This is a genomic window from Oceanobacillus damuensis (assembly GCF_001618145.1).
In the GTDB taxonomy this organism is placed as follows: domain Bacteria; phylum Bacillota; class Bacilli; order Bacillales; family Amphibacillaceae; genus Oceanobacillus; species Oceanobacillus damuensis.
Map to the genome: position 1 here is coordinate 12795 of NZ_LQNF01000028.1, position 26570 is coordinate 39364.

32 protein-coding genes and 1 other annotated feature are annotated in these 26570 nt (G+C 41.4%); all 32 genes read left to right on the plus strand.

All coding sequences use genetic code 11. The features are described 5' to 3' along the window. Position 1: 1 nt before the first annotated feature. The 32 genes from A4245_RS14565 to rplX all read left to right on the plus strand — a co-directional run bounded on the left by A4245_RS14565 (position 2) and on the right by rplX (position 26570). A complete protein-coding gene (locus A4245_RS14565) occupies positions 2–403 on the plus strand; it encodes a Mini-ribonuclease 3 (protein ID WP_067729183.1) in 402 nt (133 codons plus the stop codon). A gap of 1 nt (position 404) precedes the next feature. After that, positions 405–1151 (plus strand): 23S rRNA (guanosine(2251)-2'-O)-methyltransferase RlmB, encoded by a 747-nt coding sequence (gene rlmB / locus A4245_RS14570; protein WP_067729185.1) that lies wholly within the window; start codon positions 405–407, stop codon positions 1149–1151. Next, complete coding sequence (locus A4245_RS14575) at positions 1151–1660, plus strand: NYN domain-containing protein (protein WP_067729187.1); 510 nt, start codon at positions 1151–1153, stop codon at positions 1658–1660. Before rlmB ends, A4245_RS14575 begins: the two co-directional genes overlap by 1 nt. Positions 1661–1810: 150 nt before the next feature. Continuing rightward, positions 1811–2446, plus strand: a complete 636-nt coding sequence (gene sigH, locus A4245_RS14580) for an RNA polymerase sporulation sigma factor SigH (RefSeq protein WP_407668392.1) — start codon at positions 1811–1813, stop codon at positions 2444–2446. Positions 2447–2536: 90 nt separating this feature from the next. Further along, positions 2537–2686 (plus strand): 50S ribosomal protein L33, encoded by a 150-nt coding sequence (rpmG, locus tag A4245_RS19780; protein ID WP_084268826.1) that lies wholly within the window; start codon positions 2537–2539, stop codon positions 2684–2686. A 74-nt stretch (positions 2687–2760) separates the two neighbouring features. Then, positions 2761–2934, plus strand: coding sequence for a preprotein translocase subunit SecE (gene secE / locus A4245_RS14585; RefSeq protein ID WP_067729191.1), 174 nt, complete (start codon positions 2761–2763; stop codon positions 2932–2934). Between the two features lie 215 nt (positions 2935–3149). Then, positions 3150–3686 carry a transcription termination/antitermination protein NusG gene (gene nusG / locus A4245_RS14590; RefSeq protein WP_067729193.1) on the plus strand — a complete coding sequence of 179 codons (537 nt, stop codon included), beginning with the start codon at positions 3150–3152 and terminating at the stop codon, positions 3684–3686. 243 nt (positions 3687–3929) lie between these two features. After that, positions 3930–4355, plus strand: a complete 426-nt coding sequence (gene rplK / locus A4245_RS14595) for a 50S ribosomal protein L11 (RefSeq protein WP_067729195.1) — start codon at positions 3930–3932, stop codon at positions 4353–4355. Positions 4356–4583: 228 nt separating this feature from the next. Beyond that, entirely contained in the window at positions 4584–5276 is a 693-nt protein-coding gene (rplA, locus tag A4245_RS14600) for a 50S ribosomal protein L1 (RefSeq protein WP_067729197.1), read from the plus strand. Positions 5277–5324: 48 nt separating this feature from the next. Then, positions 5325–5473: a sequence feature (ribosomal protein L10 leader region), on the plus strand. A 58-nt stretch (positions 5474–5531) separates the two neighbouring features. Beyond that, entirely contained in the window at positions 5532–6032 is a 501-nt protein-coding gene (rplJ, locus tag A4245_RS14605; RefSeq protein WP_067729199.1) for a 50S ribosomal protein L10, read from the plus strand. Positions 6033–6086: 54 nt separating this feature from the next. Further along, positions 6087–6449, plus strand: a complete 363-nt coding sequence (gene rplL, locus A4245_RS14610; protein WP_067729201.1) for a 50S ribosomal protein L7/L12 — start codon at positions 6087–6089, stop codon at positions 6447–6449. A 310-nt stretch (positions 6450–6759) separates the two neighbouring features. Then, on the plus strand, positions 6760–7362 hold the full coding sequence (locus A4245_RS14615) for a class I SAM-dependent methyltransferase (RefSeq protein ID WP_067729203.1): 603 nt from the start codon (positions 6760–6762) through the stop codon (positions 7360–7362). Between the two features lie 442 nt (positions 7363–7804). Continuing rightward, positions 7805–11341 (plus strand): DNA-directed RNA polymerase subunit beta, encoded by a 3537-nt coding sequence (rpoB, locus tag A4245_RS14620; protein WP_067729205.1) that lies wholly within the window; start codon positions 7805–7807, stop codon positions 11339–11341. Positions 11342–11449: 108 nt separating this feature from the next. Next, positions 11450–15055: a DNA-directed RNA polymerase subunit beta' gene (rpoC, locus tag A4245_RS14625; protein ID WP_067729207.1), complete on the plus strand. Its 3606-nt coding sequence runs from the start codon at positions 11450–11452 to the stop codon at positions 15053–15055. Between the two features lie 197 nt (positions 15056–15252). Then, the gene (locus tag A4245_RS14630) at positions 15253–15504 is read left to right on the plus strand and encodes a 50S ribosomal protein L7ae-like protein (protein WP_067729209.1); all 252 of its coding nucleotides are present in this window, start codon (positions 15253–15255) and stop codon (positions 15502–15504) included. A 146-nt stretch (positions 15505–15650) separates the two neighbouring features. Continuing rightward, on the plus strand, positions 15651–16070 hold the full coding sequence (gene rpsL, locus A4245_RS14635; RefSeq protein WP_067729211.1) for a 30S ribosomal protein S12: 420 nt from the start codon (positions 15651–15653) through the stop codon (positions 16068–16070). A gap of 40 nt (positions 16071–16110) precedes the next feature. Then, positions 16111–16581 (plus strand): 30S ribosomal protein S7, encoded by a 471-nt coding sequence (gene rpsG, locus A4245_RS14640; RefSeq protein WP_067729213.1) that lies wholly within the window; start codon positions 16111–16113, stop codon positions 16579–16581. 42 nt (positions 16582–16623) lie between these two features. Then, positions 16624–18702: an elongation factor G gene (gene fusA, locus A4245_RS14645; RefSeq protein ID WP_067729215.1), complete on the plus strand. Its 2079-nt coding sequence runs from the start codon at positions 16624–16626 to the stop codon at positions 18700–18702. A gap of 124 nt (positions 18703–18826) precedes the next feature. Next, positions 18827–20017, plus strand: coding sequence for an elongation factor Tu (gene tuf, locus A4245_RS14650; RefSeq protein ID WP_067729217.1), 1191 nt, complete (start codon positions 18827–18829; stop codon positions 20015–20017). 757 nt (positions 20018–20774) lie between these two features. Next, positions 20775–21083, plus strand: coding sequence for a 30S ribosomal protein S10 (gene rpsJ, locus A4245_RS14655; RefSeq protein ID WP_067729219.1), 309 nt, complete (start codon positions 20775–20777; stop codon positions 21081–21083). A gap of 30 nt (positions 21084–21113) precedes the next feature. Continuing rightward, positions 21114–21743 (plus strand): 50S ribosomal protein L3, encoded by a 630-nt coding sequence (gene rplC / locus A4245_RS14660; RefSeq protein WP_067729221.1) that lies wholly within the window; start codon positions 21114–21116, stop codon positions 21741–21743. Between the two features lie 26 nt (positions 21744–21769). Further along, complete coding sequence (rplD, locus tag A4245_RS14665) at positions 21770–22393, plus strand: 50S ribosomal protein L4 (protein WP_067729223.1); 624 nt, start codon at positions 21770–21772, stop codon at positions 22391–22393. After that, on the plus strand, positions 22393–22680 hold the full coding sequence (gene rplW, locus A4245_RS14670) for a 50S ribosomal protein L23 (protein WP_067729225.1): 288 nt from the start codon (positions 22393–22395) through the stop codon (positions 22678–22680). Before rplD ends, rplW begins: the two co-directional genes overlap by 1 nt. A 29-nt stretch (positions 22681–22709) precedes the next feature. Then, positions 22710–23540: a 50S ribosomal protein L2 gene (rplB, locus tag A4245_RS14675; protein ID WP_067729227.1), complete on the plus strand. Its 831-nt coding sequence runs from the start codon at positions 22710–22712 to the stop codon at positions 23538–23540. 57 nt (positions 23541–23597) lie between these two features. Beyond that, positions 23598–23876, plus strand: coding sequence for a 30S ribosomal protein S19 (gene rpsS, locus A4245_RS14680; protein ID WP_067729229.1), 279 nt, complete (start codon positions 23598–23600; stop codon positions 23874–23876). Positions 23877–23894: 18 nt separating this feature from the next. Next, on the plus strand, positions 23895–24236 hold the full coding sequence (rplV, locus tag A4245_RS14685) for a 50S ribosomal protein L22 (protein ID WP_067729231.1): 342 nt from the start codon (positions 23895–23897) through the stop codon (positions 24234–24236). A 3-nt stretch (positions 24237–24239) separates the two neighbouring features. Further along, positions 24240–24881 carry a 30S ribosomal protein S3 gene (rpsC, locus tag A4245_RS14690; protein ID WP_067729233.1) on the plus strand — a complete coding sequence of 214 codons (642 nt, stop codon included), beginning with the start codon at positions 24240–24242 and terminating at the stop codon, positions 24879–24881. An 18-nt stretch (positions 24882–24899) separates the two neighbouring features. Continuing rightward, positions 24900–25334 carry a 50S ribosomal protein L16 gene (gene rplP / locus A4245_RS14695; protein ID WP_036578664.1) on the plus strand — a complete coding sequence of 145 codons (435 nt, stop codon included), beginning with the start codon at positions 24900–24902 and terminating at the stop codon, positions 25332–25334. Beyond that, on the plus strand, positions 25324–25524 hold the full coding sequence (gene rpmC / locus A4245_RS14700; RefSeq protein ID WP_067729235.1) for a 50S ribosomal protein L29: 201 nt from the start codon (positions 25324–25326) through the stop codon (positions 25522–25524). Before rplP ends, rpmC begins: the two co-directional genes overlap by 11 nt. A gap of 24 nt (positions 25525–25548) precedes the next feature. Then, positions 25549–25812: a 30S ribosomal protein S17 gene (gene rpsQ, locus A4245_RS14705; protein WP_067729237.1), complete on the plus strand. Its 264-nt coding sequence runs from the start codon at positions 25549–25551 to the stop codon at positions 25810–25812. 43 nt (positions 25813–25855) lie between these two features. Beyond that, positions 25856–26224 carry a 50S ribosomal protein L14 gene (gene rplN / locus A4245_RS14710; RefSeq protein ID WP_036578659.1) on the plus strand — a complete coding sequence of 123 codons (369 nt, stop codon included), beginning with the start codon at positions 25856–25858 and terminating at the stop codon, positions 26222–26224. A 34-nt stretch (positions 26225–26258) separates the two neighbouring features. After that, positions 26259–26570, plus strand: coding sequence for a 50S ribosomal protein L24 (gene rplX / locus A4245_RS14715; RefSeq protein WP_067729239.1), 312 nt, complete (start codon positions 26259–26261; stop codon positions 26568–26570).

A 26570-nucleotide genomic window follows, 5' to 3' on the forward strand; every position in this document is an offset into this window, starting at 1 on the left:
CATGAAAATGGATGTAAAACAGATGAAAAGCTTAGCCTTGGCCTATATGGGTGATGCTACTTACGAGGTCCATGTGCGAGAGTACTTGCTTCGGAAAGGGAAGGTTAAGCCTAATCAGCTGCATCGTGAGGCAGTAGGCTTTGTATCCGGGAAATCTCAAGCGGCTGTCATTCTCCATTGGCTGAATCAGGAAGGGTTTCTGAGTGAGGAAGAAGCGAGCATTGTGGCCCGGGGAAGAAATGCCAAATCCGGTACAATCCCAAAGAATATCAGTGTACAGACGTATCGTTACAGTACTGCATTCGAAGCTTTGCTCGGTTATCATCATTTATTGAAAAATGAAGAGAGGCTGAAGGAACTTATCGAAACAGCCATTCAATTTGTTGAAGAAAGGAGTGAATAGTATGGATCAGGAAATGATTATTGGCAAAAACCCAGTGATAGAGGCTTTAAAATCTGGTCATTCGGTTAACAAGGTATTGGTCTCAGAACAGTTGAATCCAAATGTGTTAAGGAAATTAAATCAACTGGCAAGAGAAGCGGGGACAATTGTGCAAAAAGTGCCTAAATCCAAGCTGGACCAGATGGAGTCCGGGAATCACCAGGGAATAATAGCCTATGTTGCCTCCTACCAATATGCATCCATTGAGGATTTGTTCCAGCGTGCCGAGGAAAGAGAAGAAGATCCATTTTTCATTATTTTGGATGAACTGGAGGACCCGCATAATTTGGGATCCATTTTACGTACAGCCGATGCGACGGGTGCACATGGAGTTATTATACCGAAAAGACGCTCTGTAGGTCTGACAGCTACAGTAGCCAAAACGGCAGCGGGTGCAATAGAGCACATACCGGTAACGAGAGTGACGAATATCGCAAACACCATTGATGAACTGAAAGAACGGAATGTGTGGGTAGTCGGCACAGAGGCAGAAGCGACGGAAGATTACCGTAAGCTTGATGGGAGCCTCCCGATAGCGCTGGTTATCGGGAATGAAGGAAAGGGCATAAGCAGATTGGTCCGCAAAAAGTGCGACTGGACGGTAAATCTCCCGATGAAAGGAAAGGTAACCTCCTTAAACGCCTCGGTGGCCTGCAGTCTGCTATTGTACGAGGTGTACCGAAAAAGGTATCCGCTGGGTGAGGCATAATGGTTGTTCTTGTTGTAGATGGATACAATATCATTGGTGCGTGGGAAGAATTGCAGCGACTGAAGGAAAAAGACATTGGACAGGCTCGTGACCGCCTAATTGAACGAATGGCGGAATACCAGGCATATTCTGGCCATCGTGTCATTGTTGTTTTTGATGCTTATTATGTTAAAGGTATTGCAAGCAAGCTGCATCAGTATAAAGTTGATGTTATTTTTACAAAAGAGAAAGAAACGGCAGATGAGTGTATTGAGAAGCTTGTAAAAAAAATAAAAAATATTAAAACCCAAGTTTATGTGGCCACTTCCGATTATGCCGAACAACGAACGATTTTCGGACAAGGAGCACTGCGGAAATCCGCTCGGGAACTGCTTATTGAAATGACTGATATAGATCGCGAAATCAAGGCCAGCATTGAGATCCACAAGAAAGACCAGCCTCTGACCAAAATTGAATTGGACCAGGAAATTTTGGAGAAATTCGAGAAGATGAGAAGAGGAGAAACATAGCATAAGAGTCAGACTTTTATGCTTTTTCTACATTTTTCGTCATGTAATCGCTTATCATGTCGTGTTGACGTCAAAGAAATTATTACTGTATAATATTCCCTAAAGCGACTGCTGGGTAGTTGGGAGGCGATCTTGGTGAAGGTTGAGCAGATAGAAACAGACGACATACGTATCGATGAACTTGATGATAACGATTTGCTGCAACTGGTTCGTCAAGGGAATAGCCGCGCTTTGGATACTTTGATAAATAAATACATAAACTTTGTGAGGGCAAAAGCCCGAACTTATTTTTTGGTAGGTGCAGATAAAGAGGATATTATTCAGGAAGGAATGATAGGTCTCTATAAAGCTATTCGGGACTATGACGGGGACAAGCTTTCTTCGTTTAAAGCATTTGCCGAGCTATGTGTTACACGTCAAATCATTACCGCGATCAAAACGGCCACAAGACAGAAACATATTCCCCTTAATTCCTATGTTTCTTTGGACAAGCCAATCTATGACGAGGAATCTGATCGTACCTTACTTGATATAATCGGAGGTTCAAAGGAAATTGACCCACAGGAAATGCTTATTAATCAGGAAGATTACGGAAATATGGAATATAAATTATCTGAATTGTTAAGCGATCTGGAGAAAAAAGTGCTGCATTTATATCTGGATGGAAGAACCTATCAGGAAATTTCCGTCAGTTTAAACAGACATGTCAAATCGATTGACAATGCTTTGCAGCGTGTGAAAAGGAAGCTGGAGCAACTGCTGGAAGCCAATGGTGTGAATTTCTAGCAAATGCCACAATTCGACAGGTCGTTGACACAATATGGCAACCATGCTACATTTATAAGAGTAAAAATACCCTGCATGTGGGGTGAGGTAATGAGTAATAAAATAACTTTATCGTGTGCAATTTGTTCGAGCAGAAATTATTCAACTAACAAAAATGTATCCACAAAATCTACAAGATTAGAAGTAAAGAAATATTGCAAGACATGTGGAAAGCATACATTGCATCGCGAGACTAAATAAAGCAGTACCATTTTAGGGGAACTCCTGGAATGTTCGGTGAAAATGAGAGTTAGGTAGGTTCGGGGGGTACAAGCATGTTTAAATTTCTGAAAAACGTCTCTAGAGAGATGAAAAAAGTCAGTTGGCCAAAAGGTAAGGAACTAACAAATTATACAATCATTGTTATTTCGACTGTTGTTTTTGTAGCGCTGTTCTTTTTCGTTGTAGATCTTGGGATAACGCAGATTTTAAATGCATTTTTTGAATAATTAAGCTATAATATAGCTATACTGAAAAAATGATATTCCTTTTATAAAACCCGGAGAAAAAACGGGTTTTTTAATATTGGCAGAAAAACCGTTAATCTAAAAGGATGCATGCCGGTTTGGTTATGCAAAGGCTGGGTATGGCTGTCCAGATAGAGTTGACTTATAAATAATTATCTCTGCAAGGGAGGGAAGGACAAGGTATTGTCCTGAAGTAAATGGAGAAGAATTGGTATGTGGTTCATACGTATTCCGGATATGAGAACAAAGTAAAAATGAATCTGGAAAAAAGAGTGGAAACAATGGGTATGGAAGATAAAATCTTCCGAGTGATTGTTCCAGAAGATGAAGAAACAGAAATAAAAGAGGGCAAAAAGAAAGTTACGAAAAAGAAATCATTTCCAGGATATGTATTAACAGAAATGATCATGACAGACGATTCCTGGTATGTAGTAAGGAATACCCCAGGTGTCACTGGTTTTGTCGGTTCTAGCGGCCATGGCGCCAAACCGACACCGTTAATGCCCGGAGAAATTGATGTCGTATTAAAACGCATGGGTGAAGCAGCTCCAACAGTTCAAGTTGATTTTGAAATGAAGGAAAATGTTCGTGTTGCCGATGGTCCGTTTACTGATTTCACAGGAACGATAGAGCATATCGACATCGATAAACAGAAAGTCAAAGTTCATGTAAATATGTTCGGAAGAGAAACACCTGTTGAATTGGATTTCTCACAAGTAGAAAAGCTTTCTTAATAGAATAAGATAGAATGTAAAAATTGGTAACAAATTAACTTTTACGCCCAGCTTGTCTGGGCTGATCAAGGCGCATGTACTTTTGTTTTTTTTTGGACACTTGCATTATTATTTAATACGTGGTAAAATTCTTTTGTTAATCATGCCCTGAATACAGGAGCATTTGTAAATATGAGTGGGAGGGTATCCAAAACAATAACAGGACCCTATTACCACATCACGGACTTTAAGGAGGTGTGTCTCGTGGCTAAAAAAGTAATCAAATTAGTTAAATTGCAAATCCCGGCTGGTAAAGCAAATCCAGCACCGCCAGTAGGACCGGCACTAGGTCAAGCAGGCGTTAACATCATGGGATTCTGTAAAGAATTCAATGCTCGTACACAAGAACAAGCGGGTTTAATTATCCCTGTTGAAATTACGGTATTTGAAGACCGTTCATTTACATTCATCACTAAAACTCCGCCGGCAGCTGTTCTTTTGAAGAAAGCAGCAGGTATCGAGTCAGGTTCTGGTGAACCGAACAAGAATAAAGTCGCAACAGTAAAACGCGATAAAGTAAAAGAAATAGCAGAAACTAAAATGCCTGATTTAAACGCCGCTGATGTAGAAGCAGCGATGCGCATGGTTGAAGGAACTGCACGCAGCATGGGAATTACAATCGAAGACTAATGACAAAAAACTGAAAGCGGCCGGACAGAGTATTCTTTCTGACCGCTGCAGCTTGAATGTGTTGCTTCGAAAAAACAAATACGGTACAGGTTGCGGCTGGGTAACCATTCGCAACCTTTTTCGTGAATGCCCTGGACAGCTACTGGTTCATTGCATGCATTATAAAAGCCAGGTGCTTTTATAAGTGGGAGGTATTACCGTTATAACCACAATAGAGGAGGAAATAAAATGGCAAAAAGAGGTAAAAAGTTTCAAGAAGCTGCAAAGCTTGTTGATCGCACAAAAAGTTATGAAGTAAAAGAAGCTGTTGCACTTGCTAAGCAAACTGCTAAAGCTAACTTTGACGAAACAGTTGAAGCTGCTTTCCGTCTTGGAGTAGATCCTAAGAAAGCAGATCAGCAAATTCGCGGAGCTTTCGTATTACCGCACGGAACTGGTAAAACACAACGTGTGTTGGTATTCGCTAAAGGCGAGAAAGCAAAAGAAGCCGAAGCTGCTGGAGCAGACTTCGTAGGAGAAGCGGAATTCATCGAAAAAATCAACAAAGGCTGGTTTGATTTCGACGTAATCGTTGCAACTCCTGACATGATGGCTGAAGTTGGTAAACTTGGTCGTGTACTAGGACCAAAAGGCCTTATGCCAAACCCTAAAACTGGAACAGTAACTTTCGAAGTTGAAAAAGCTGTTAAAGATATTAAAGCAGGAAAAGTGGAATACCGTGTAGACAAGTCTGCAAATATCCATGTTCCTATCGGCAAAATTTCATTTGAAGATGAAAAATTAGTTGAAAACTTTGTTGCACTTACTGAACAACTTGTGAAGGTTAAACCACAAGCTTCTAAAGGTGTTTACATGAAAAATGTTTCGATCGCATCTACAATGGGACCTGGAATTAAAGTTGACGTATCTAGTTTCCGTTAATTAGGTATTGACTTTTTTCTGAGCTTTTGTTATGCTAAACTCCGTTATATAAACGAATACGTTATACCGTAGACAGTAGGGGCGAGGATTCGCTTAATCAACCTGCCGAGGTGTTTATAAACAAATGAGATGTCCGAAAGATTTCCGTTTGTTATATTAAGCTCCCATGTCTGCATGGGAGCTTTTGCTTCGTCTACTCGAATTTTCGATTTTTGAACGGTGTAATGATAGTGAATATCTATAGGAGGTGGAACAATGTCTGGAATAATTGAAAAGAAAAAACAAGTGGTTGATGAAATCACTGAAAAATTCCGTGCGAGTCAAACTGCAGTAGTTGTTGATTACCGTGGACTTGATGTAGCAGAAGTAACTGCACTACGTAAAGAGCTTCGCGACGCAGGGATTGAGTTTAAAGTTTACAAAAACACAATGACCCGCCGTGCAGTTGAGGCCGTTGAATTAAATGACCTTAACGAGGTGTTGGTAGGACCAACAGCTATTGCATTCAGTAATGATGATGTAGTAGCTCCTGCAAGAATTCTGAATAACTTCATGAAAGAACATGAAGCTTTGGAAATCAAAGGTGGAGTGATTGAAGGTAAGGTTGCATCGCTTGAACAAATTAAAGAGCTTGCCGATCTTCCGAACTACGAAGGTATGGTATCTATGCTGCTTAGCGTACTTCAAGCACCTATCCGTAACTTTGCTTATGTTACAAAAGCTGTTGCAGAACAAAAAGAAGAACAAGGCGCATAATTTGTGGCCACGAAATACAATTAAAACCCAAAAATTATTAGGAGGAATTATATCATGACTAACGAAGAAATGATTAGCGCGATCAAAGAAATGTCTGTATTAGAATTAAATGACTTAGTTAAAGCAATCGAAGAAGAATTTGGAGTAACTGCTGCTGCACCAGTTGCTGCTGGTGCTGCTGCAGGCGGAGCTGCTGAAGCAGAACAAACTGAATTTGATGTTGTACTTACAAGTGCTGGAGCATCTAAAATCAAAGTTGTTAAAGCGGTTCGTGAAATCACTGGTCTTGGTCTTAAAGACGCAAAAGACATGGTTGACAATGCACCAAAAGCAATTAAAGAAGGCGTTGCTAAAGAAGAAGCTGAAGAAGTTAAAGCTAAACTTGAAGAAGCGGGCGCTGGTGTAGAAGTTAAATAATTAAGTTTTTAAATAATAGGAGCTCGTCGTATTTTCGGCGGGCTTTTTATCTCGAAATCCTCTGGAATATATGGTGATAAGATTACTTTATGGGGATTTGCAAAAAAAACGCCGCATGCCGGAACGAAAATTTGCTATACCTCACAATGATGTGGAATAAGTTTTTTCGGGGCGGATGCGGCATTATTCTATTTCCGATAATGACACAACTTAATCAGATGATTAAGTTTTACTATATATATTTTGGTGAGAGCGATGAGCTTTCCTATCTCTTCTGAAATCCAAATACAATGTCAAAGTAGGTGCCCATATGTCTGAGCATTACTTTTCCGATAAACCTCAATCTAAAACTTCACCAAGAACATGGACATATCATTTAAGAGGGAAAGACTATACATTTACAAGTGATGTAGGTGTTTTTTCCAAAAACGAAGTGGATTTCGGTTCCAGGCTATTAATTGAGCAATTTCAAGAACCGGGCATTTCCGGGGATCTGCTGGATCTTGGATGCGGTTATGGCCCAATCGGAATCACCTTGGCAGAAAACTTTAAAAACCGCACAATTGTTATGGCTGATGTGAATGAGCGCGCACTGGCGCTTGCCGAAAAGAATGCTTCTGACAATAAATTGACGAATACAGTCGTTATTCAGAGTGACAGCTTCTCCAACCTGACAGATAAACAGTTTGCAGCAATTATTACGAATCCTCCCATCAGAGCGGGAAAGCGAGTCGTCCATCAAATGTTTGAGGAATCCCTTGCTGCTTTATTGCCGGGCGGTGAGCTGTGGGTGGTCATTCAAAAAAAGCAAGGCGCTCCTTCTGCAATGGATAAGATACAGGGCCTGTTCGGGAATGTTGAAGTTGTTTCAAAAAATAAAGGATACTATATTCTGCGGGCGGTAAATAATTGACCATGGGAAATTTATATGATAAGATTGGAAGATGTTATCATGGGGATTCTTATGTCAAGGGATTTTTTCGTGAAACAGGAACGTATATTTCATAGGCTAACGGCAACACTGGTATAATCCAAGAAAATGAAGGTTTTTAATTAAGCCTTTTTTCTAGTTTACCAAATTATTTGCCATCTGTACATCTGTAAATTAGATGTATGGTCACCGGAAATGGAATGGCACACTATTAATTATTTAGTGGAATGCGTATTGTTCTTGGTTAGAGCTGGAAACAATTTGGTTTTCAGAGGTTTGTCCGATTACTGGACAGCCGAAAATTACGTAATGTTAGTTTCGAAAAACACATCCGGAAATACGTTTTCTGATGCTGTTTTTTCTAAATATGATAAACATTTTTGTGTGAAAAATACCAAAATGTATGATTTAAGGGGTGAAGCAGTTGACAGGTCAACTAGTTCAGTATGGACGGCACCGTAAGCGCAGGAGCTATGCACGTATCAGTGAGGTGTTGGAATTACCAAACCTAATCGAGATTCAAACCGCTTCTTATGAATGGTTCCTGGAAGAAGGTTTGAGAGAAATGTTTGCGGATATTTCTCCGATTGAAGATTTTACAGGAAACTTATCACTTGAATTTGTAGATTACAGTTTAGGTGAACCGAAATATCCTGTAGATGAATCGAAAGAAAGAGATGTCACGTACAATGCTCCGCTTCGCGTAAAGGTTCGTTTAATCAACAATGAAACCGGTGAAGTGAAAGAACAGGAAGTATTCATGGGAGACTTCCCGCTTATGACAGATACAGGGACGTTTATCATCAACGGAGCAGAGCGAGTAATCGTTTCACAGCTTGTGCGTTCACCTAGTGTCTATTTTAATGAAAAGATCGATAAAAACGGAAAGCGTGGTATTGCTGCAACTGTGATTCCGAACCGTGGTGCATGGTTGGAGTTTGAAACAGATGCTAAAGATGTTGCTTATGTCCGTATTGACCGTACGCGTAAATTGCCGATTACGGTGCTATTACGTGCCCTTGGCTTTGGTACAGATCAGGAAATCGTTGATCTCCTTGGGGAAAACGAATACTTAAGAAATACGCTTGAAAAAGATAATACAGAAACGACAGAAAAAGCTTTATTGGAAATTTATGAGCGACTTCGTCCAGGTGAACCACCTACAGTAGAAAACGCGAAAAGTTTGCTCGTTTCCCGTTTCTTTGACCCTAAACGTTATGACCTCGCACATGTTGGTCGTTATAAAATGAATAAAAAACTTCATATAAAGAATCGTTTGTTTAATCAGGTTCTCGCTGAATCGGTAGTGGATCCGGAAACCGGGGAAATTCTTGCTGAAAAAGGCGAACGACTTGAGCGCAAATTGCTTGATAAAATTCTTCCGTATCTTGAAAGAGAAGAAAATCGCTTTGGTGAAAAATTATTGGAACCGCACGAAGGTGTCCTTGAGGATGAAATTTATATCCAGTCCGTTAAGATACTTGATCCAACTGATCCAAACGGTGAGCGTGAATTGACCGTAATTGGAAATGGCGGAGTAACTAAAGAAGTGAAAAATATAACTCCGGCCGATATTCTTTCATCCATCAGCTACTTCTTTAACTTGCTTTACAAGGTCGGAGGTACAGATGATATCGATCATCTGGGGAACCGTCGTCTGCGATCTGTTGGTGAACTGCTGCAAAACCAATTCCGTATCGGTTTATCCCGTATGGAACGTGTCGTGCGTGAAAGAATGTCCATTCAGGATACTTCAAGTGTCACACCGCAGCAGTTAATCAATATTCGTCCGGTTATTGCTTCGATTAAAGAATTCTTTGGCAGCTCCCAGTTATCTCAGTTTATGGATCAAACCAATCCATTGGGAGAATTGACGCATAAACGTCGTCTGTCTGCATTGGGACCTGGTGGATTGACACGTGAACGAGCTGGATTTGAAGTTCGTGATGTTCACTATTCCCACTATGGTCGTATGTGTCCGATTGAAACTCCTGAGGGACCGAACATCGGATTGATCAACTCGCTATCAAGTTACGCTAAAGTGAATAAGTTTGGATTCATTGAGTCACCATATCGTCGGGTTGACCCGGAAACAGGCATTGTGACTAACCAAATTGACTATCTGACGGCGGATGAGCAGGATAATTACATTGTTGCACAGGCAAATGCGCCATTGGACGAGGATAAGAAATTCGTTAATGAAGAAGTTATCGCACGTTTCCGTGAAGACAATATTATCGTCTCCCGCGATAAAATTGATTATATGGATGTATCACCTAAACAGGTCGTTTCTGCAGCGACAGCATGTATTCCGTTCCTTGAAAATGATGACTCCAACCGTGCATTGATGGGTGCGAACATGCAACGTCAGGCTGTTCCGTTATTGAACCCTGAAGCTCCTATCGTTGGTACGGGTATGGAATACGTTAACGGGAAAGATTCCGGAGCAGCAGTTATCTGCAGGGCTGATGGTATTGTGGAACGTGTAGAAGCGAAAGAGATCCTTGTACGCCGTGTTTCCGTAGTGGACGGTAAAGAAGTTCAAGGGGATGTAGAAAACTACAAACTGCAAAAATACAAACGTTCAAACCAAGGAACGAGTTATAACCAGCGTCCAATCGTAAGTGAAGGAGATCGTGTAACAAAAGGCGAAGTGCTTGCTGATGGGCCTTCCATGGAAGATGGAGAGTTGGCATTGGGTCGTAACGTTCTCGTTGGATTCATGACCTGGGAAGGTTACAACTATGAGGATGCCATCATTATGAGTGAAAGACTTGTTAAAGATGATGTATATACTTCGATTCATATTGAAGAATTTGAATCAGAAGCTCGTGATACAAAACTCGGGCCGGAAGAAATCACCCGTGACATCCCCAATGTTGGTGAAGATGCACTGAAGAATCTTGATGAGCACGGGATTATCCGTATAGGTGCAGAAGTGACCGATGGTGATATTCTTGTAGGGAAAGTAACTCCTAAAGGGGTTACGGAACTATCTGCTGAGGAAAGGTTATTACATGCTATCTTCGGTGAAAAAGCACGTGAAGTACGTGATACTTCATTACGTGTTCCACACGGTGGAGGCGGCATCGTTCTCGATGTTAAAATCTTCAACCGCGAAGATGGAGATGAACTGCCACCAGGTGTAAACCAATTGGTGCGTGCTTACATCGTCCAAAAACGGAAAATCCATGAAGGGGATAAGATGGCTGGGCGTCACGGTAACAAAGGGGTTATCTCCAAAATTTTACCGGAAGAAGATATGCCGTTCCTGCCTGATGGCACGCCGATCGATATCATGCTTAACCCACTAGGGGTTCCGTCACGAATGAACATCGGACAAGTGTTTGAACTGCATCTGGGTATGGCCGCAAGACAACTAGGCATTCACGTAGCGAGTCCTGTATTTGATGGAGCTACAGAAGACGATGTTTGGGAAACACTTGATGAAGCAGGTATGCCTAGGGATGCAAAAACAATCCTTTATGATGGAAGAAGCGGAGAAGCATTTGATAACCGTATATCCGTCGGTGTTATGTATATGATCAAGCTTGCGCATATGGTGGATGATAAACTTCATGCCCGTTCAACAGGACCGTATTCACTTGTTACACAGCAACCGCTTGGTGGTAAAGCACAATTCGGTGGACAGCGTTTTGGTGAAATGGAAGTTTGGGCACTGGAAGCCTATGGGGCAGCATACACACTTCAGGAAATCCTGACAGTGAAATCCGATGATACGGTAGGTAGGGTAAAAACATACGAAGCTATCGTAAAAGGGGATAATGTTCCAGAACCTGGTGTTCCAGAATCGTTCAAGGTTCTTATCAAAGAGCTGCAAAGTCTTGGGATGGATGTTAAAATGCTTTCCAGTGACGAGCAGGAAATCGACATGCGTGAGCTGGAAGAAGAAGAGGTCCAGGCAGCAACGAAGCTTAATATAGATGTAGAAGAAAATTAAAACAATGCAGAACCGGTACCACTCAGGTGGGCCGTTCTGCAGCTTGCATATAAGTCTTTACATGGATCCAGTGGTAAAATGAGCACATTAAAAAGGGAGGATTGCCCCTTGTTGGATGTAAATAATTTTGAGTATATGAAAATCGGGCTTGCTTCACCGGAAAAGATTCGTTCTTGGTCATATGGTGAGGTCAAGAAGCCGGAAACAATTAACTACCGTACATTGAAGCCGGAAAAAGACGGTTTGTTCTGTGAAAGAATTTTTGGCCCGCAAAAAGACTGGGAATGTCATTGTGGAAAATACAAACGTGTACGTTACAAAGGTGTCGTTTGTGATCGTTGTGGAGTGGAAGTGACAAAAGCGAAAGTCCGCCGGGAAAGAATGGGACACATCGAACTTGCTGCTCCTGTATCACATATCTGGTACTTCAAAGGAATCCCAAGCCGTATGGGACTTGTATTGGATATGTCTCCACGTGCACTGGAAGAAGTTATTTACTTTGCAGCTTATATCGTAACAGACCCAGGCAACACGCCTTTGGAGAAAAAGCAGCTTTTATCCGAAAAAGAATTCCGCAGCTACTATGACAAGTACGGCAATACGTTTAAAGCACAAATGGGTGCAGAGGCGATCCGCAAGCTTCTTCAGGATATTGACCTTGATAAAGAGGTTGATGCATTAAGAGAAGAACTGAAAAGCGCCCAAGGACAACGCAGAACAAGAGCAATCAAACGTTTGGAAGTAATGGAAGCATTCCGTCACTCAGGAAATGACACCAGTTGGATGGTATTGGATGTTCTTCCTGTTATACCACCGGAAATCCGTCCAATGGTACAGCTTGATGGCGGACGTTTTGCCACTTCCGATTTGAATGATCTGTATCGTCGTGTCATCAACCGTAATAACCGTCTGAAACGATTACTGGACCTAGGTGCACCAAGCATCATCGTTCAAAATGAAAAACGTATGCTTCAAGAAGCTGTTGATGCATTAATCGACAACGGTCGTCGTGGCCGTCCAGTAACGGGACCAGGGAACAGACCGCTGAAATCCTTATCCCATATGCTGAAAGGGAAACAAGGTCGTTTCCGTCAAAACCTGCTTGGAAAACGAGTGGATTATTCTGGACGTTCCGTTATCGTAGTAGGTCCGAATTTGAAAATGTATCAATGTGGACTCCCGAGAGAGATGGCTTTGGAGCTTTTCAAACCATTTATTATGAAAGAGCTTGTATCCAGAGGGCTTGCCCATAATATTAAATCCGCAAAACGTAAAATTGAACGTGTGCACCCGGACGTTTGGGATGTGCTTGAAGATGTAATCAAAGAGCACCCGGTACTGTTAAACCGTGCACCAACATTGCATAGACTTGGTATCCAGGCTTTTGAACCAACCTTGGTCGATGGCCGTGCGATTCGCTTGCATCCATTGGTGTGTACAGCGTATAACGCCGACTTTGATGGTGACCAAATGGCTGTTCACGTTCCACTTGGAGCGGAAGCGCAGGCGGAAGCTAGAATACTGATGCTTGCGGCACAAAACATCTTGAATCCAAAGGACGGTAAACCGGTTGTTACTCCTTCACAGGATATGGTATTAGGTAACTATTACCTGACACTGGAAAGAGAGAATGCAGTTGGTGAGGGAAGTATTTTCAAAGATACCAGCGAAGCTATGACTGCCTATCAAAACGGCTATGTGCACCTGCATACGAGAGTTGCTGTGCAAGCGTCCAGCCTGAATAACAAGACGTTTTCTGAGGAACAAAATTCACAATTGCTGCTTACAACTGTAGGTAAGTTAATATTTAACGAAATATTACCTGATTCGTTCCCTTATATTAACGAACCGTCCAAAGTAAATCTGGAAGAAAAAACGCCAGAAACCTATTTTGTGGAACGCGGTACGGATATTGGAGAAGAAATCAAAAAACGTGAATTGGTTAAACCATTTAAAAAAGGATTCCTAGGTGATATCATCGCAGAAGTATTTAAGCGATTTAAAATTACCGAAACATCCAAAATGCTTGACCGTATGAAAGACCTTGGATTCAGCTATTCAACAAAAGCAGGTATGACTGTCGGCATTTCGGATATCGTCGTATTGGCTGAAAAGCAAGGTATCCTGGATGACGCGCAAGCTAAAGTGGATAACGTACTCAAACAATTCCGTCGTGGTTTGATTACAGAAGAGGAACGTTATGAACGAGTTATTTCCATCTGGACACAGGCAAAAGATGTTATTCAAAACAAACTGATGGATTCATTGAGCAACCGTAACCCTATCTTCATGATGAGTGATTCAGGTGCAAGGGGTAATGCATCCAACTTTACACAGCTGGCTGGTATGCGTGGTCTGATGGCCGACCCTTCCGGTAAAATCATTGAAATTCCAATCAAATCCAGTTTCCGTGAAGGCCTAACTGTATTGGAATACTTTATTTCCACTCACGGGGCGCGTAAAGGGCTTGCCGATACGGCTCTGAAAACAGCGGATTCCGGTTACTTGACAAGACGTCTTGTTGATGTAGCGCAAGACGTAATCATTCGCGAAGAAGATTGTGGGACTGATCGTGGTTTACCTGTCAGAGCGCTGGAGGATGGATCTGAAGTAATTGAGCCATTAATCGACCGATTGATCGGAAGAACAGCATTCGTAACGGTAAAACATCCTGAAAACGGCAAAGTCATTATTGGTAAAAATGAATTGATCTCCGAGGATCAGGCTAAAGAAATTATCGAAGCCGGAATAGAAGAGGTAACAATTCGAACTGCCTTTACTTGTAATACGAAACATGGTGTCTGCCAAAAATGTTATGGCCGCAACCTGGCAACAGGAGCCGATGTGGAAGTGGGAGAAGCTGTCGGCATCATTGCAGCCCAATCCATCGGTGAACCTGGTACACAGTTGACAATGCGTACATTCCATACTGGCGGGGTAGCCGGAGATGATATTACACAAGGTTTACCGCGTATCCAAGAGTTATTTGAAGCGCGTAACCCTAAAGGTCAGGCTGTTATTACCGAAATTGCCGGTTCTGTCCTTGAAGTAAAAGAAGTTAAGGATAAACAGGAAATTGTAATACAGGGTGATGTGGAACAACGCAATTACGCAGTTCCATACAATGCCCGCATGAAAGTTTCAGTTGGCGATGAAGTAGTATCGGGACAAGAGCTTACAGAAGGTTCTGTTGACCCGAAAGAACTTCTGCGTATTAAAGGTGTTGAAGGCGTGCAGGATTACCTGCTTCGCGAAGTTCAGCGCGTTTACCGTATGCAAGGGGTGGAAATCGGTGATAAACACGTAGAAGTAATGGTTCGGCAGATGCTTCGCAAAATCCGTGTTACTTCAGCAGGAAATACCGAAGTCTTACCAGGTTCATTACTTGAATTGCACCAGTTTAAAGATGCAAACCATGCTGTGCTTAACAGTGGTGGAGAGCCTGCGACAGGTCGTCCTGTACTCTTGGGTATTACAAAAGCTTCCCTTGAAACGGATTCCTTCCTATCAGCAGCATCGTTCCAGGAAACAACACGTGTTCTTACCGATGCAGCGATCAAAGGAAAACGAGACGAGTTACTCGGTCTCAAAGAAAATGTTATCATTGGAAAACTTGTTCCAGCAGGTACCGGCATGCCGCAATACCGTAACATTCAAGCTGGCATGGACCAACCGGAAACCGTGGAAGAGGAAGAAACAGAAACTGTACAATAAATAATGGTTGATTCCAGGTAAAAAGCGAAAGCGAAACGCCTCGCTTTTTACCGATTTAAGACTTTTTTTAGAAGGTTAACAAGAAAAACATCGGAAGTGCCAAAAAAATAGCCATATATATATTGACATAAAAATTATAGAATGGTACTATATTCAAGGTGCTTCCGATTATACTTGTTACTTTGGAGGATACTCGGATGTCTTATGAAAAAGTGACAAAAGCAAGGTCGCGTATAATCATTGGGACAAAGCAAACACTTAAAGCTATGAATAATGGTGAAATAAGTGAAGTGGTTATTGCTGAAGATGCTGACAGGCAAATAACACACAAAGCAGTCAGTTTGGCAATTGAACTAGGTATACCTTACCAGCATGTGGATTCCATGAAAAAACTTGGTGCCGCTTGCGGTATAGAGGTTGGCGCATCTACTGTTGCGCTCAGGAAATAAACGTTTTGGCGGCAATTTGGATCGCTGAAGCATTATTTTTTACCGAAAGATGAACCACCTGGATGTGTGGAATTAGAATCGGTGTTCAGAAAATCTGATTGCTGTTTTAAATGAAAGATATAATACAAGAAGGGAGGACATAAAAAATGCCTACAATTAATCAATTAGTACGAAAAGGACGCGTAAGCAAAACAAGAAAGTCTGATTCTCCAGCACTTAACAAAGGTTACAACAGTTTCAAAAAGAGACTGACTGACCAAAGTTCTCCACAAAAACGTGGTGTTTGTACTCGTGTTGGTACATTGACTCCGAAAAAACCGAACTCAGCACTTCGTAAATATGCGCGTGTTCGTTTGTCTAACAACATGGAAGTAACTGCATATATTCCAGGTATCGGACACAACCTGCAAGAGCACAGTGTTGTACTAATCCGTGGTGGTCGTGTAAAAGACTTGCCAGGGGTACGTTATCACATTGTTCGTGGTGCACTTGATACTGCCGGAGTAGATGGCCGTATGCAAGGACGTTCTAAATACGGAACTAAAAAACCTAAAGAAAAAAAATAAGCCTAAAAAAATAACATAGATAGGAAAGGAGGATACTAATATGCCTCGTAAAGGACCAGTACCAAAACGTGATGTATTGCCAGATCCGCTTTATAACTCAAAATTAGTAACTCGTTTAATCAACCAAATCATGATTGATGGTAAACGTGGGATTGCTCAGAAAATCCTTTATAATGCGTTCCAATTAGTTGCTGAAAGAAGCGGCCAAAACGCTATGGAAGTATTCGAGCAAGCTATGAAAAATGTAATGCCTGTACTTGAAGTTCGTGCCCGCCGTGTAGGTGGTTCAAACTACCAAGTACCTGTTGAAGTTCGCCCTGAACGTCGTCAGGCATTGGGATTGCGTTATATCGTTAACTATTCACGTCTTCGTGGGGAGAAAACGATGGAAGAACGTCTTGCTAATGAAATTCTGGATGCTTCTAACAATACAGGAGCTGCTGTTAAAAAGCGTGAAGAAATGCATAAAATGGCAGAAGCAAACAAAGCATTCGCTCACTACCGTTGGTAATATAAATCTAACAAAAGCTTTTAAGAGGAAGGAGAAGAATACATGGCTAGAGAGTTCTCCTTGGAAAAGACGCGTAATATTGGGATTATGGCACATATCGATGCTGGAAAAACCACTACTACTGAGCGTATTCTTTTCTATACAGGACGTATTCACAAGATTGGCGAAACACACGAAGGTGCTTCACAAATGGACTGGATGGAACAGGAGCAAGAGCGCGGAATTACAATTACTTCCGCCGCAACTACTGCATCCTGGAAGGATCACCGTATTAACATTATCGATACACCTGGACACGTAGACTTCACTGTTGAAGTTGAACGTTCATTGCGTGTACTTGATGGGGCTGTAACCGTATTGGATGCACAATCAGGTGTTGAACCGCAAACGGAAACAGTTTGGCGTCAAGCGACAACGTATGGTGTGCCGCGTATTGTATTCATTAACAAAATGGATAAAACCGGTGCAGATTTCCTTTATTCCACAGGTACTTTGAAAGACCGTTTAGGTGCTAACGCGCATCCTATCCAGATGCCAATTGGTGCTGAAGACGAATTTAACGGAATTATTGACTTGATCAGAATGGAAGCTCATTTCTATTTGGATGATCTTGGAACACGTGCTGATGCTCGTGAAATTCCTGAAGAATACAAAGACCAAGCTGAAGAATTACGTGCAAGCTTAATTGAAGCTGTTGCAGAAACTGATGAAGAGCTCATGATGAAGTATCTTGAAGGAGAAGAAATCTCTGAACAGGAACTTAAAGAAGCGATTCGTCAAGCAACATTGAATGTTGATTTCTACCCGGTACTATGTGGTTCAGCATTTAAAAACAAAGGTGTTCAATTAATGCTGGATGCAGTTATTGCTTATCTTCCTGCTCCAACGGATGTACCTCCAATTGAAGGTATTATCCCGGGAACAGAGGAAAAAATTACTCGTCCTGCTTCAGATGACGCACCTTTCTCAGCACTTGCGTTTAAAGTAATGACAGATCCATACGTTGGTAAGTTAACCTTCTTCCGCGTATACTCTGGAACTTTACAATCTGGATCCTATGTAAAAAACTCTGTAAAGGATAAGCGTGAACGTGTAGGTCGTATCCTGCAAATGCATGCAAACTCCCGTGAAGAGATTTCTGTTGCATACTCCGGAGAAATCGCTGCAGCTGTTGGTATGAAAGATACTTCAACTGGTGATACGCTATGTGATGAAAAAGATCTTGTTATCCTGGAATCTATGGAATTTCCAGAGCCGGTTATCTCGGTTGCTATCGAACCAAAAACGAAAGCTGACCAAGATAAAATGGGTGCTGCTTTAGCGAAGCTTGCTGAAGAAGATCCTACTTTCAGAACAGAAACAAACCAGGAGACTGGTCAAACAATTATTTCAGGTATGGGTGAACTTCACCTTGATATCATTGTTGACCGTATGAAACGTGAATTTAAAGTAGAAGCAAACGTTGGCGCACCACAAGTTTCTTATCGTGAAACTTTCCGTGCTACAGCTGAAGTGGAAGGTAAATTCGTACGTCAGTCTGGTGGACGTGGACAGTTCGGTCACGTTTGGGTCAAATTCGAACCTAATGAAGAGGGTGCAGGATTTGAATTCGAAAACAAAATCGTTGGTGGGGTAGTTCCACGTGAATACATCCCTGCCGTTGAGCAAGGCATTCGTGAATCAATGGAAAACGGTGTTTTAGCTGGTTATCCACTGATCGACATCAAAGCTTCATTATATGATGGAAGCTATCATGATGTTGACTCGAATGAAATGGCATTTAAAGTAGCTGCATCAATGGCATTGAAAGCAGCGAAAAACAAATGTAACCCAGTACTTCTTGAGCCAATGATGCGAGTTGAAATCGTTATACCTGAAGAGTATATGGGAGACATCATGGGTGATATCACTTCTCGTCGTGGACGTATTGAAGGAATGGAAGCACGCGGTAATGCACAGCTTGTTAAAGGGTTTGTGCCACTTGCAGAAATGTTCGGTTATGCAACAGCATTGCGTTCAAACACACAAGGTCGCGGTACTTACACGATGTCATTCGATCATTATGAAGAAACACCTAAGAGCATTACAGAAGAAATTATTAAGAAAAACGCTGGTCAATAATTGATTTTTTCTTGTAATTAACGTATAACAATTAGTAAAGGCTAATGGGATAAACCGCATGCATTATTTCACTAGCGCCAACTAAATACAATAAAATGTTATTTATTTAAAGGAGGAACTATAAATGGGTAAAGAAAAGTTTGATCGCTCAAAAAGTCACGTAAATATTGGTACAATCGGACACGTTGACCATGGTAAAACTACATTAACTGCTGCTATAACAACTGTTATGGCTAAAAGAAACGGTAGCGGTAATGCAATGGCATATGACCAAATCGACGGTGCACCTGAAGAAAAAGAACGTGGAATCACTATCGCTACTTCTCACGTAGAGTACGAAACTGAAACTCGTCACTATGCACACGTTGACTGCCCAGGTCACGCTGACTACGTTAAAAACATGATCACTGGTGCAGCCCAAATGGACGGAGCTATCTTAGTAGTATCTGCTGCTGATGGCCCAATGCCACAAACTCGTGAGCACATCTTGCTTTCACGTAACGTTGGGGTTCCTACAATCGTAGTATTCCTTAACAAAACGGATATGGTTGATGACGAAGAGTTATTGGAATTAGTAGAAATGGAAGTTCGTGATCTGTTAACAGAATACGATTTCCCTGGTGATGATGTACCAGTTGTTAAAGGTTCTGCTCTTAAAGCTCTTGAAGGCGATGCAGAATACGAAGAAAAAATCGTTGAATTGATGGCGGCAGTTGACGAATATGTTCCAACTCCAGAACGTGATACTGACAAACCATTCATGATGCCTGTTGAGGATGTATTCTCAATCACTGGTCGTGGTACAGTTGCAACAGGACGTGTAGAACGTGGTCAAGTTAAAGTTGGGGATGAAGTTGAAATCATCGGTCTTGCTGAAGAATCTGGCAAAACAACTGTAACTGGTGTTGAAATGTTCCGTAAGCTTCTTGATTATGCTGAAGCTGGTGACAACATTGGGGCACTCCTTCGTGGTGTTGCTCGTGAAGATATTAACCGTGGGCAAGTGCTTGCAAAACCAGGCAGCATTACTCCACATACAAACTTCAAATCTGAAGTTTACGTTTTATCAAAAGAAGAGGGTGGACGACATACTCCATTCTTCTCAAACTATCGCCCGCAATTCTACTTCCGTACAACGGATGTAACTGGAGTTATCCAACTTCCAGAAGGCGTTGAAATGGTAATGCCTGGTGACAACATTGAAATGACAGTTGAACTTATCTCACCAATCGCTATTGAAGACGGTACTCGTTTTTCAATCCGTGAAGGTGGACGTACAGTAGGTTCAGGTGTTGTATCATCTATCCAAAAATAATTTCTTTTACCCAAAGCAGACAGCGTGACGACGCTGTCTGCTTTATTTGATAATAAGAAAGTATAAATTTTGGCAGCATTTAACTCTTACACATAAACAGCCACGTCCAGCTCCGGTTCTTAGAAACTCCTGTCATAAGCAATGGACATTCCAAGCGCGAAAACCATGCGCTTTCCAGTCCCTTGCTAGCATAGAGTTTCTGAACAGTCACCTCCGCTTTTGTTCTTAGTTTATTAGAGTCTGGAATTAAGTTATTACAGGCTGAATCCTTAACTTGGCTCGTTTGATTCAAGACATATTAAGTACGAACAATACACTGAAAATCTTATTTTCATTAAGGTTGACAAGGAAGTTTTTTAGTTTTAGTTAAGCCTGATCCAGTTAAACGTTTAAGCTTGTATCGTCGGTGCAATAGTTTAGTGCAGCTTATTTGGTTTTAGTCCTATATAATGACCACCATTCCATTTTATATGATTCCTCACAGTACTATAATACTTCCATACAGATTTTCTCCAAAAAAATTCCATAAAGCCTTGCAATGACCTAAGAAAAAATGTATAATACATAAATGCGTGAACTTCTGTTATTTATATAGGGGTTGCGCTGAGCCTGCATTTTTAGTATAATATTAATGTTGGTCACTAAAGGCGATGATGTGAAAGGTTGTTGGCACACCCGGCCCCTTTGCCATGGCGGGATGCTAAGAAATTTTCGCGGAGAATGTCTATATGAATATGGGCGAAAAGGAGGGAAAATAATGGCAAAAGAAAAAATCAGAATTCGTTTAAAAGCATATGATCACCGTATTTTAGATCAATCTGCTGAAAAGATTGTGGATACTGCGAAGCGTTCCGGTGCAAAAGTGTCTGGTCCGATTCCATTACCAACTGAGAAATCTATCTATACAGTACTGCGTGCGGTGCATAAGTATAAGGATTCTCGTGAGCAATTCGAAATGCGTACACATAAACGCCTTATCGATATTGTAGATCCAACACCAAAAACGGTTGATTCGTTAATGCGTCTTGACTTACCATCTGGTGTGGACATTGAAATTAAACTATAAAATTTGTTTTTAATATAGGAGGTGTAACGGATGACGAAAGGAATCTTAGGTCGTAAAATCGGCATGACTCAGCTTTTTTCTGAAAATGGAGAGTTGGTCCCTGTAACAGTTATACAGGCTGAGCCAAATGTAGTTTTGCAAAAAAGAACATTAGAAAATGATGGTTACGAAGCGTTGCAAATCGGTTTTGCTGATAAAAAGGAATCACGTACTAATAAAGCGGAAAAAGGTCATGCTGAAAAAGCAAACACAGCCCCTAAGCGCTACGTTCGTGAAATCCGTGACGCAGAGCTTGACAGCTATGAAGTAGGTCAAGAAATCAGCGTTGAAGTTTTTCAGGCCGGAGACAAAGTAGATGTAACAGGAACTTCTAAGGGTAAAGGTTTCCAGGGTGTAATTAAGCGCCACGGACAACAACGCGGACCAATGTCCCATGGTTCTCATTTCCATAGAGCACCAGGTTCAATGGGTGACGTTGACCCAATGCGTGTATTTAAAGGTAAAAAATTACCTGGACACATGGGTTCTGTGCAAGTAACAATCCAAAACCTTGAAATCGTAAGCGTGGATGCTGAGAAGAATCTATTATTAGTTAAAGGGAATGTTCCTGGAGCTAAAAAATCTTACGTTCAAGTAAATAGTGCAGTTAAAGGTAACTAATCACACATACGAAGGGAGGATATGTCATGCCTAAAGTAGCACTTTTAAAACAAGATGGAAGTAATGCAGGAGATATCGAGTTAAACGATTCCGTTTTCGGTATTGAACCAAACACACATGTATTGCATGAAGCAGTAGTAATGCAACGTGCATCACTAAGACAAGGTACTCATGCAGTGAAAAATCGCTCTGATGTACGCGGTGGCGGACGTAAACCATGGCGTCAAAAGGGAACTGGCCGTGCACGTCAAGGATCTATTCGCTCACCACAATGGGTTGGCGGTGGAACTGTCTTCGGACCGACACCACGCAGCTACAGCTATAAATTACCGAAGAAAGTACGTCGTTTGGCACTTAAATCTGCATTGTCTTCAAAAGTAAACGAAGACAGCTTGCTTGTTTTGGACAGCATTGCAATTGATGCTCCAAAAACAAAGGAAGTAGTAAAAATGCTGGATGCACTTAACGTCGATACAAAAGTATTGATCGTACTTGCTGAAAAAGATGAAACGGTTATCCGTTCAGCAAACAACCTCCAATCTGTTAAAGTATTAACAGTAGAGGAAATGAATGTACTAGACTTGCTTACGCATGACAAGCTGATCATTTCTAAAGATGCAGCTGAAAAAGCAGGGGAGGTGCTCGCATAATGAAAGACGTACGTGATGTAATTAAACGTCCTGTCATTACAGAGAATTCCGCTGATTTAATGGCAGACAAAAAATATACGTTCGAAGTATCTCCAAAAGCAAACAAAACAGAGATCAAAGATGCAGTAGAATCAATCTTTGGCGTGAAAGTTGAGAAAGTCAACACAATGAATGTCAAAGGTAAATTTAAGCGAATGGGCCGTTACGGTGGATATCGCTCAGATCGCAAAAAAGCTATCGTACAGCTTACGGAAGACAGTAAAGAACTGGATTTCTTTGAAGCTTAATCCAATAATATTGTGAAGGAGGGAAAAAGATGGCGATTAAAAAATTCAAACCAACCTCAAATGGTAGACGTAATATGTCTGTATCAGATTTCGCAGAGATAACTACGGATACTCCTGAGAAATCCCTTTTAGCACCATTACACAAACATGGTGGTCGTAATAACCAAGGGAGATTAACGGTTCGTCATCAAGGTGGCGGTCATAAACGACAATACCGTATTATTGACTTTAAACGTGATAAAGATGGTATACCAGGACGCGTTGCTACAATCGAATATGATCCAAACCGTACAGCAAACATTGCATTGATCAATTATGCTGACGGAGAAAAACGTTACATTTTAGCTCCTAAAGGACTAAAAGTAGGCCAGGTAATTGAATCAGGTGAAAATGCAGATATCAAAGTTGGTAATGCACTTCCACTTGCAAACATTCCTGTAGGTACAATCATTCACAACATCGAATTAAAACCAGGACGCGGTGGACAAATCGCTCGTTCAGCTGGTGCAGAAGCTCAAATTCTAGGTCGTGAGGAAAAATACACCCTAGTACGTCTTGCTTCAGGTGAAGTTCGTTTAATTCTTACTACTTGCCGTGCTTCTATCGGTCAGGTTGGTAATATCGAACATGAACTAGTACGCATCGGTAAAGCTGGTCGTTCTCGCTGGTTAGGTAAACGCCCGACAGTCCGTGGTTCTGTAATGAACCCTAACGATCACCCGCACGGTGGTGGTGAAGGTCGTGCTCCAATCGGACGTAAATCACCAATGTCACCTTGGGGTAAACCAACACTTGGTTACAAAACACGCAAACGCAACAAGCCGTCTGATAAGTATATCGTTCGTAAACGTAAAAAATAAACGGAATAAAGGACGGGAACCAAGAACCCGTCTGCAACTCTGGAAGGAGGTTTATCCATGGGTCGTAGCTTAAAAAAAGGACCTTTTGCAGATGACCATCTATTAAAGAAAATTGACACTTTGAATGAGGATGACAAGAAACAGGTTGTTAAGACCTGGTCACGTCGCTCAACAATTTTCCCGACATTTATTGGTCATACAATAGCTGTTTATGATGGACGCAAACACGTGCCAGTTTATATAACAGAAGATATGGTCGGACATAAATTAGGTGAATTCGCGCCAACTCGTACGTACAGAGGACACGCTGGTGACGATAAGAAAACAAAACGATAATGAGAGGAGGTACTAGGCATGCAAGCTAAAGCCGTTGCGAAATCAGTTCGTATTGCTCCTCGTAAGGTTCGTTTAGTTGTAGATCTAATTCGAGGAAAAAATGTTGGCGAAGCAATTGCTATTTTACGCCACACACAACGCGGTGCTTCTCCAGTCGTAGAGAAAGTTTTGAAGTCTGCTATCGCTAATGCAGAACACAACTACGAATTGGACACAGATAATCTAATTATTTCCGAAGCATTCGTAAACGAAGGTGCAACATTGAAACGTTTCCGTCCACGTGCACAAGGACGCGCAAGTAAAATCAACAAACGCACAAGCCACATCACAGTTGTGGTAACAGAAAAGAAGGAGGGATAGTCAGTGGGTCAAAAAGTGAATCCAACAGGTCTTCGCGTAGGTATCATTAAAGACTGGGAGTCTAAATGGTATGCTGGAAAAGACTATGCAGACTTACTGCATGAAGATATTAAAATCAGAGAATATCTTGAAAACCGCTTACGTACAGCTGCTGTTTCTTCTATCGAAATCGAACGTGCAGCTAACCGTGTAAACATTACAATTCATACTGGTAAACCAGGTATGGTCATTGGTAAAGGCGGTTCCGAAGTAGAAGCTTTACGTAAATCATTAAACAGCTTGACTGGTAAAAGAGTCCATATCAATATCGTTGAAATCAAAAAAGTTGATCTTAACGCAAAGTTGGTTGCTGACAACATTGCTCGTCAATTAGAAAATCGTATTTCATTCCGTCGTGCTCAAAAGCAAGCAATTCAACGTGCAATGCGTGGAGGAGCTAAAGGAATTAAAACTCAAGTTTCCGGACGTCTAGGTGGAGCAGATATCGCTCGTGCGGAACATTATAGTGAAGGAACAGTGCCACTGCACACATTACGCGCCGATATTGACTATGGTACAGCAGAAGCTGATACTACTTATGGTAAATTAGGTGTTAAAGTGTGGATCTATCGTGGAGAAGTCCTTCCAACGAAAACCAACAAATAAGGGAGGGGGCTCATTACTATGTTAATGCCTAAACGTGTTAAATATCGTAGACAACATCGTGGTAAAATGAGAGGCCAAGCAAAAGGTGGCACAACAGTTGCTTTTGGTGAGTATGGATTACAAGCTACAGAAGCTTCTTGGATTACTAGCCGCCAAATTGAGGCTGCTCGTATTGCAATGACTCGTTACATGAAACGTGGTGGTAAAGTCTGGATCAAAATCTTTCCAGATAAGCCATATACTGCAAAACCTCTGGAAGTTCGAATGGGTTCCGGTAAAGGTGCTCCTGAAGGATGGGTAGCAGTAGTTAAACCAGGAAAAATTATGTTTGAAATCGCAGGTGTTCCAGAAGAAGTCGCTCGTGAAGCATTAAGACTTGCATCTCATAAACTGCCGATTAAAACTAAATTCGTAAAACGTGAAGAAATTGGTGGTGAAAGCAATGAAGGCTAATGAAATCAGAGATCTAACCACTGCCGAAATTGAACAAAAAGTAAAATCTTTAAAAGAAGAACTATTTAATTTGCGCTTCCAACTTGCTACTGGTCAGTTGGAAAACACCGCACGTATCCGTGAAGTGCGTAAAGCAATTGCACGTTTGAAAACTGTTGTACGTCAACGTGAACTAAGCGTGAATAACTGATTCTAAGAGAGGAGGCTAGCCTCAATGACTGAACGTAATAATCGTAAAGTATATACAGGCCGTGTTGTTTCCGACAAAATGGATAAAACAATCACAGTTCTAGTTGAAACTTATAAATTCCATAAACTATATGGTAAACGTGTTAAGTATTCCAAGAAATTCAAGGCCCATGATGAGAACAATATTGCTAAAACCGGCGATATCGTCCGTATTATGGAAACTCGTCCGCTATCAGCTACTAAGCGTTTCCGTTTATTAGAAGTAACAGAAGAAGCGGTAATTATCTAATTAAAGTTCGCTCGGAAGGTATCCGAAGGGAGGTCACAGCGTTATGATTCAACAAGAAACTCGTTTAAAAGTTGCAGATAACTCTGGTGCTCGTGAAGTATTGACCATCAAAGTATTAGGTGGATCCGGACGTAAGACTGCAAATATTGGTGATGTAATTGTTTGTACAGTAAAACAAGCAACACCAGGCGGCGTTGTCAAAAAAGGCGAAGTTGTTAAAGCAGTAATCGTACGTACTAAATCTGGTGCACGCCGTAAAGATGGTTCCTACATCCGTTTTGATGAAAATGCTGCCGTAATTATCCGTGATGATAAAAGTCCAAGAGGAACTCGTATCTTCGGACCAGTTGCACGTGAATTACGTGATGCTAAGTTCATGAAAATCGTATCTCTAGCTCCAGAAGTTTTATAAGAATGAATTACCTTGTCAAGGAGGTGCGTTAAGCATGCATGTAAAAAAAGGTGATAAAGTTAAAGTGTTATCCGGTAAAGACCGCGGTAAAACAGGTACAATATTAGAAGCATTTCCGAAAAAAGAGCGAGTGCTTGTCGAAGGAATCAACATGATCCAAAAGCACGCGAAACCTTCTCAAGAAAATCCGCAAGGCGGAATTCTTAACATAGAAGCTCCAATTCATGTTTCTAATGTTATGCCAATCGATCCAAAATCCGGTGAACCAACTCGTGTTGGATATGAAGTACGAGACGGAAAGAAAGTCCGCATCGCTAAAAAATCCGGTGAAGCTTTAGATAAATAA

Coding starts and splice junctions, on each gene's coding strand:
- A4245_RS14565 (WP_067729183.1), top strand. CDS start 2: ATGAAAATGGATGTAAAACAGATGAAAAGCTTAGCCTTGGCCTATATG.
- rlmB (WP_067729185.1), top strand. CDS start 405: ATGGATCAGGAAATGATTATTGGCAAAAACCCAGTGATAGAGGCTTTA.
- A4245_RS14575 (WP_067729187.1), top strand. CDS start 1,151: ATGGTTGTTCTTGTTGTAGATGGATACAATATCATTGGTGCGTGGGAA.
- rpmG (WP_084268826.1), top strand. CDS start 2,537: ATGAGTAATAAAATAACTTTATCGTGTGCAATTTGTTCGAGCAGAAAT.
- secE (WP_067729191.1), top strand. CDS start 2,761: ATGTTTAAATTTCTGAAAAACGTCTCTAGAGAGATGAAAAAAGTCAGT.
- nusG (WP_067729193.1), top strand. CDS start 3,150: ATGGAGAAGAATTGGTATGTGGTTCATACGTATTCCGGATATGAGAAC.
- rplA (WP_067729197.1), top strand. CDS start 4,584: ATGGCAAAAAGAGGTAAAAAGTTTCAAGAAGCTGCAAAGCTTGTTGAT.
- rplJ (WP_067729199.1), top strand. CDS start 5,532: ATGTCTGGAATAATTGAAAAGAAAAAACAAGTGGTTGATGAAATCACT.
- rplL (WP_067729201.1), top strand. CDS start 6,087: ATGACTAACGAAGAAATGATTAGCGCGATCAAAGAAATGTCTGTATTA.
- A4245_RS14615 (WP_067729203.1), top strand. CDS start 6,760: ATGTCTGAGCATTACTTTTCCGATAAACCTCAATCTAAAACTTCACCA.
- A4245_RS14630 (WP_067729209.1), top strand. CDS start 15,253: ATGTCTTATGAAAAAGTGACAAAAGCAAGGTCGCGTATAATCATTGGG.
- rpsL (WP_067729211.1), top strand. CDS start 15,651: ATGCCTACAATTAATCAATTAGTACGAAAAGGACGCGTAAGCAAAACA.
- rpsG (WP_067729213.1), top strand. CDS start 16,111: ATGCCTCGTAAAGGACCAGTACCAAAACGTGATGTATTGCCAGATCCG.
- fusA (WP_067729215.1), top strand. CDS start 16,624: ATGGCTAGAGAGTTCTCCTTGGAAAAGACGCGTAATATTGGGATTATG.
- tuf (WP_067729217.1), top strand. CDS start 18,827: ATGGGTAAAGAAAAGTTTGATCGCTCAAAAAGTCACGTAAATATTGGT.
- rpsJ (WP_067729219.1), top strand. CDS start 20,775: ATGGCAAAAGAAAAAATCAGAATTCGTTTAAAAGCATATGATCACCGT.
- rplC (WP_067729221.1), top strand. CDS start 21,114: ATGACGAAAGGAATCTTAGGTCGTAAAATCGGCATGACTCAGCTTTTT.
- rplD (WP_067729223.1), top strand. CDS start 21,770: ATGCCTAAAGTAGCACTTTTAAAACAAGATGGAAGTAATGCAGGAGAT.
- rplW (WP_067729225.1), top strand. CDS start 22,393: ATGAAAGACGTACGTGATGTAATTAAACGTCCTGTCATTACAGAGAAT.
- rplB (WP_067729227.1), top strand. CDS start 22,710: ATGGCGATTAAAAAATTCAAACCAACCTCAAATGGTAGACGTAATATG.
- rpsS (WP_067729229.1), top strand. CDS start 23,598: ATGGGTCGTAGCTTAAAAAAAGGACCTTTTGCAGATGACCATCTATTA.
- rplV (WP_067729231.1), top strand. CDS start 23,895: ATGCAAGCTAAAGCCGTTGCGAAATCAGTTCGTATTGCTCCTCGTAAG.
- rplP (WP_036578664.1), top strand. CDS start 24,900: ATGTTAATGCCTAAACGTGTTAAATATCGTAGACAACATCGTGGTAAA.
- rpmC (WP_067729235.1), top strand. CDS start 25,324: ATGAAGGCTAATGAAATCAGAGATCTAACCACTGCCGAAATTGAACAA.
- rpsQ (WP_067729237.1), top strand. CDS start 25,549: ATGACTGAACGTAATAATCGTAAAGTATATACAGGCCGTGTTGTTTCC.
- rplN (WP_036578659.1), top strand. CDS start 25,856: ATGATTCAACAAGAAACTCGTTTAAAAGTTGCAGATAACTCTGGTGCT.
- rplX (WP_067729239.1), top strand. CDS start 26,259: ATGCATGTAAAAAAAGGTGATAAAGTTAAAGTGTTATCCGGTAAAGAC.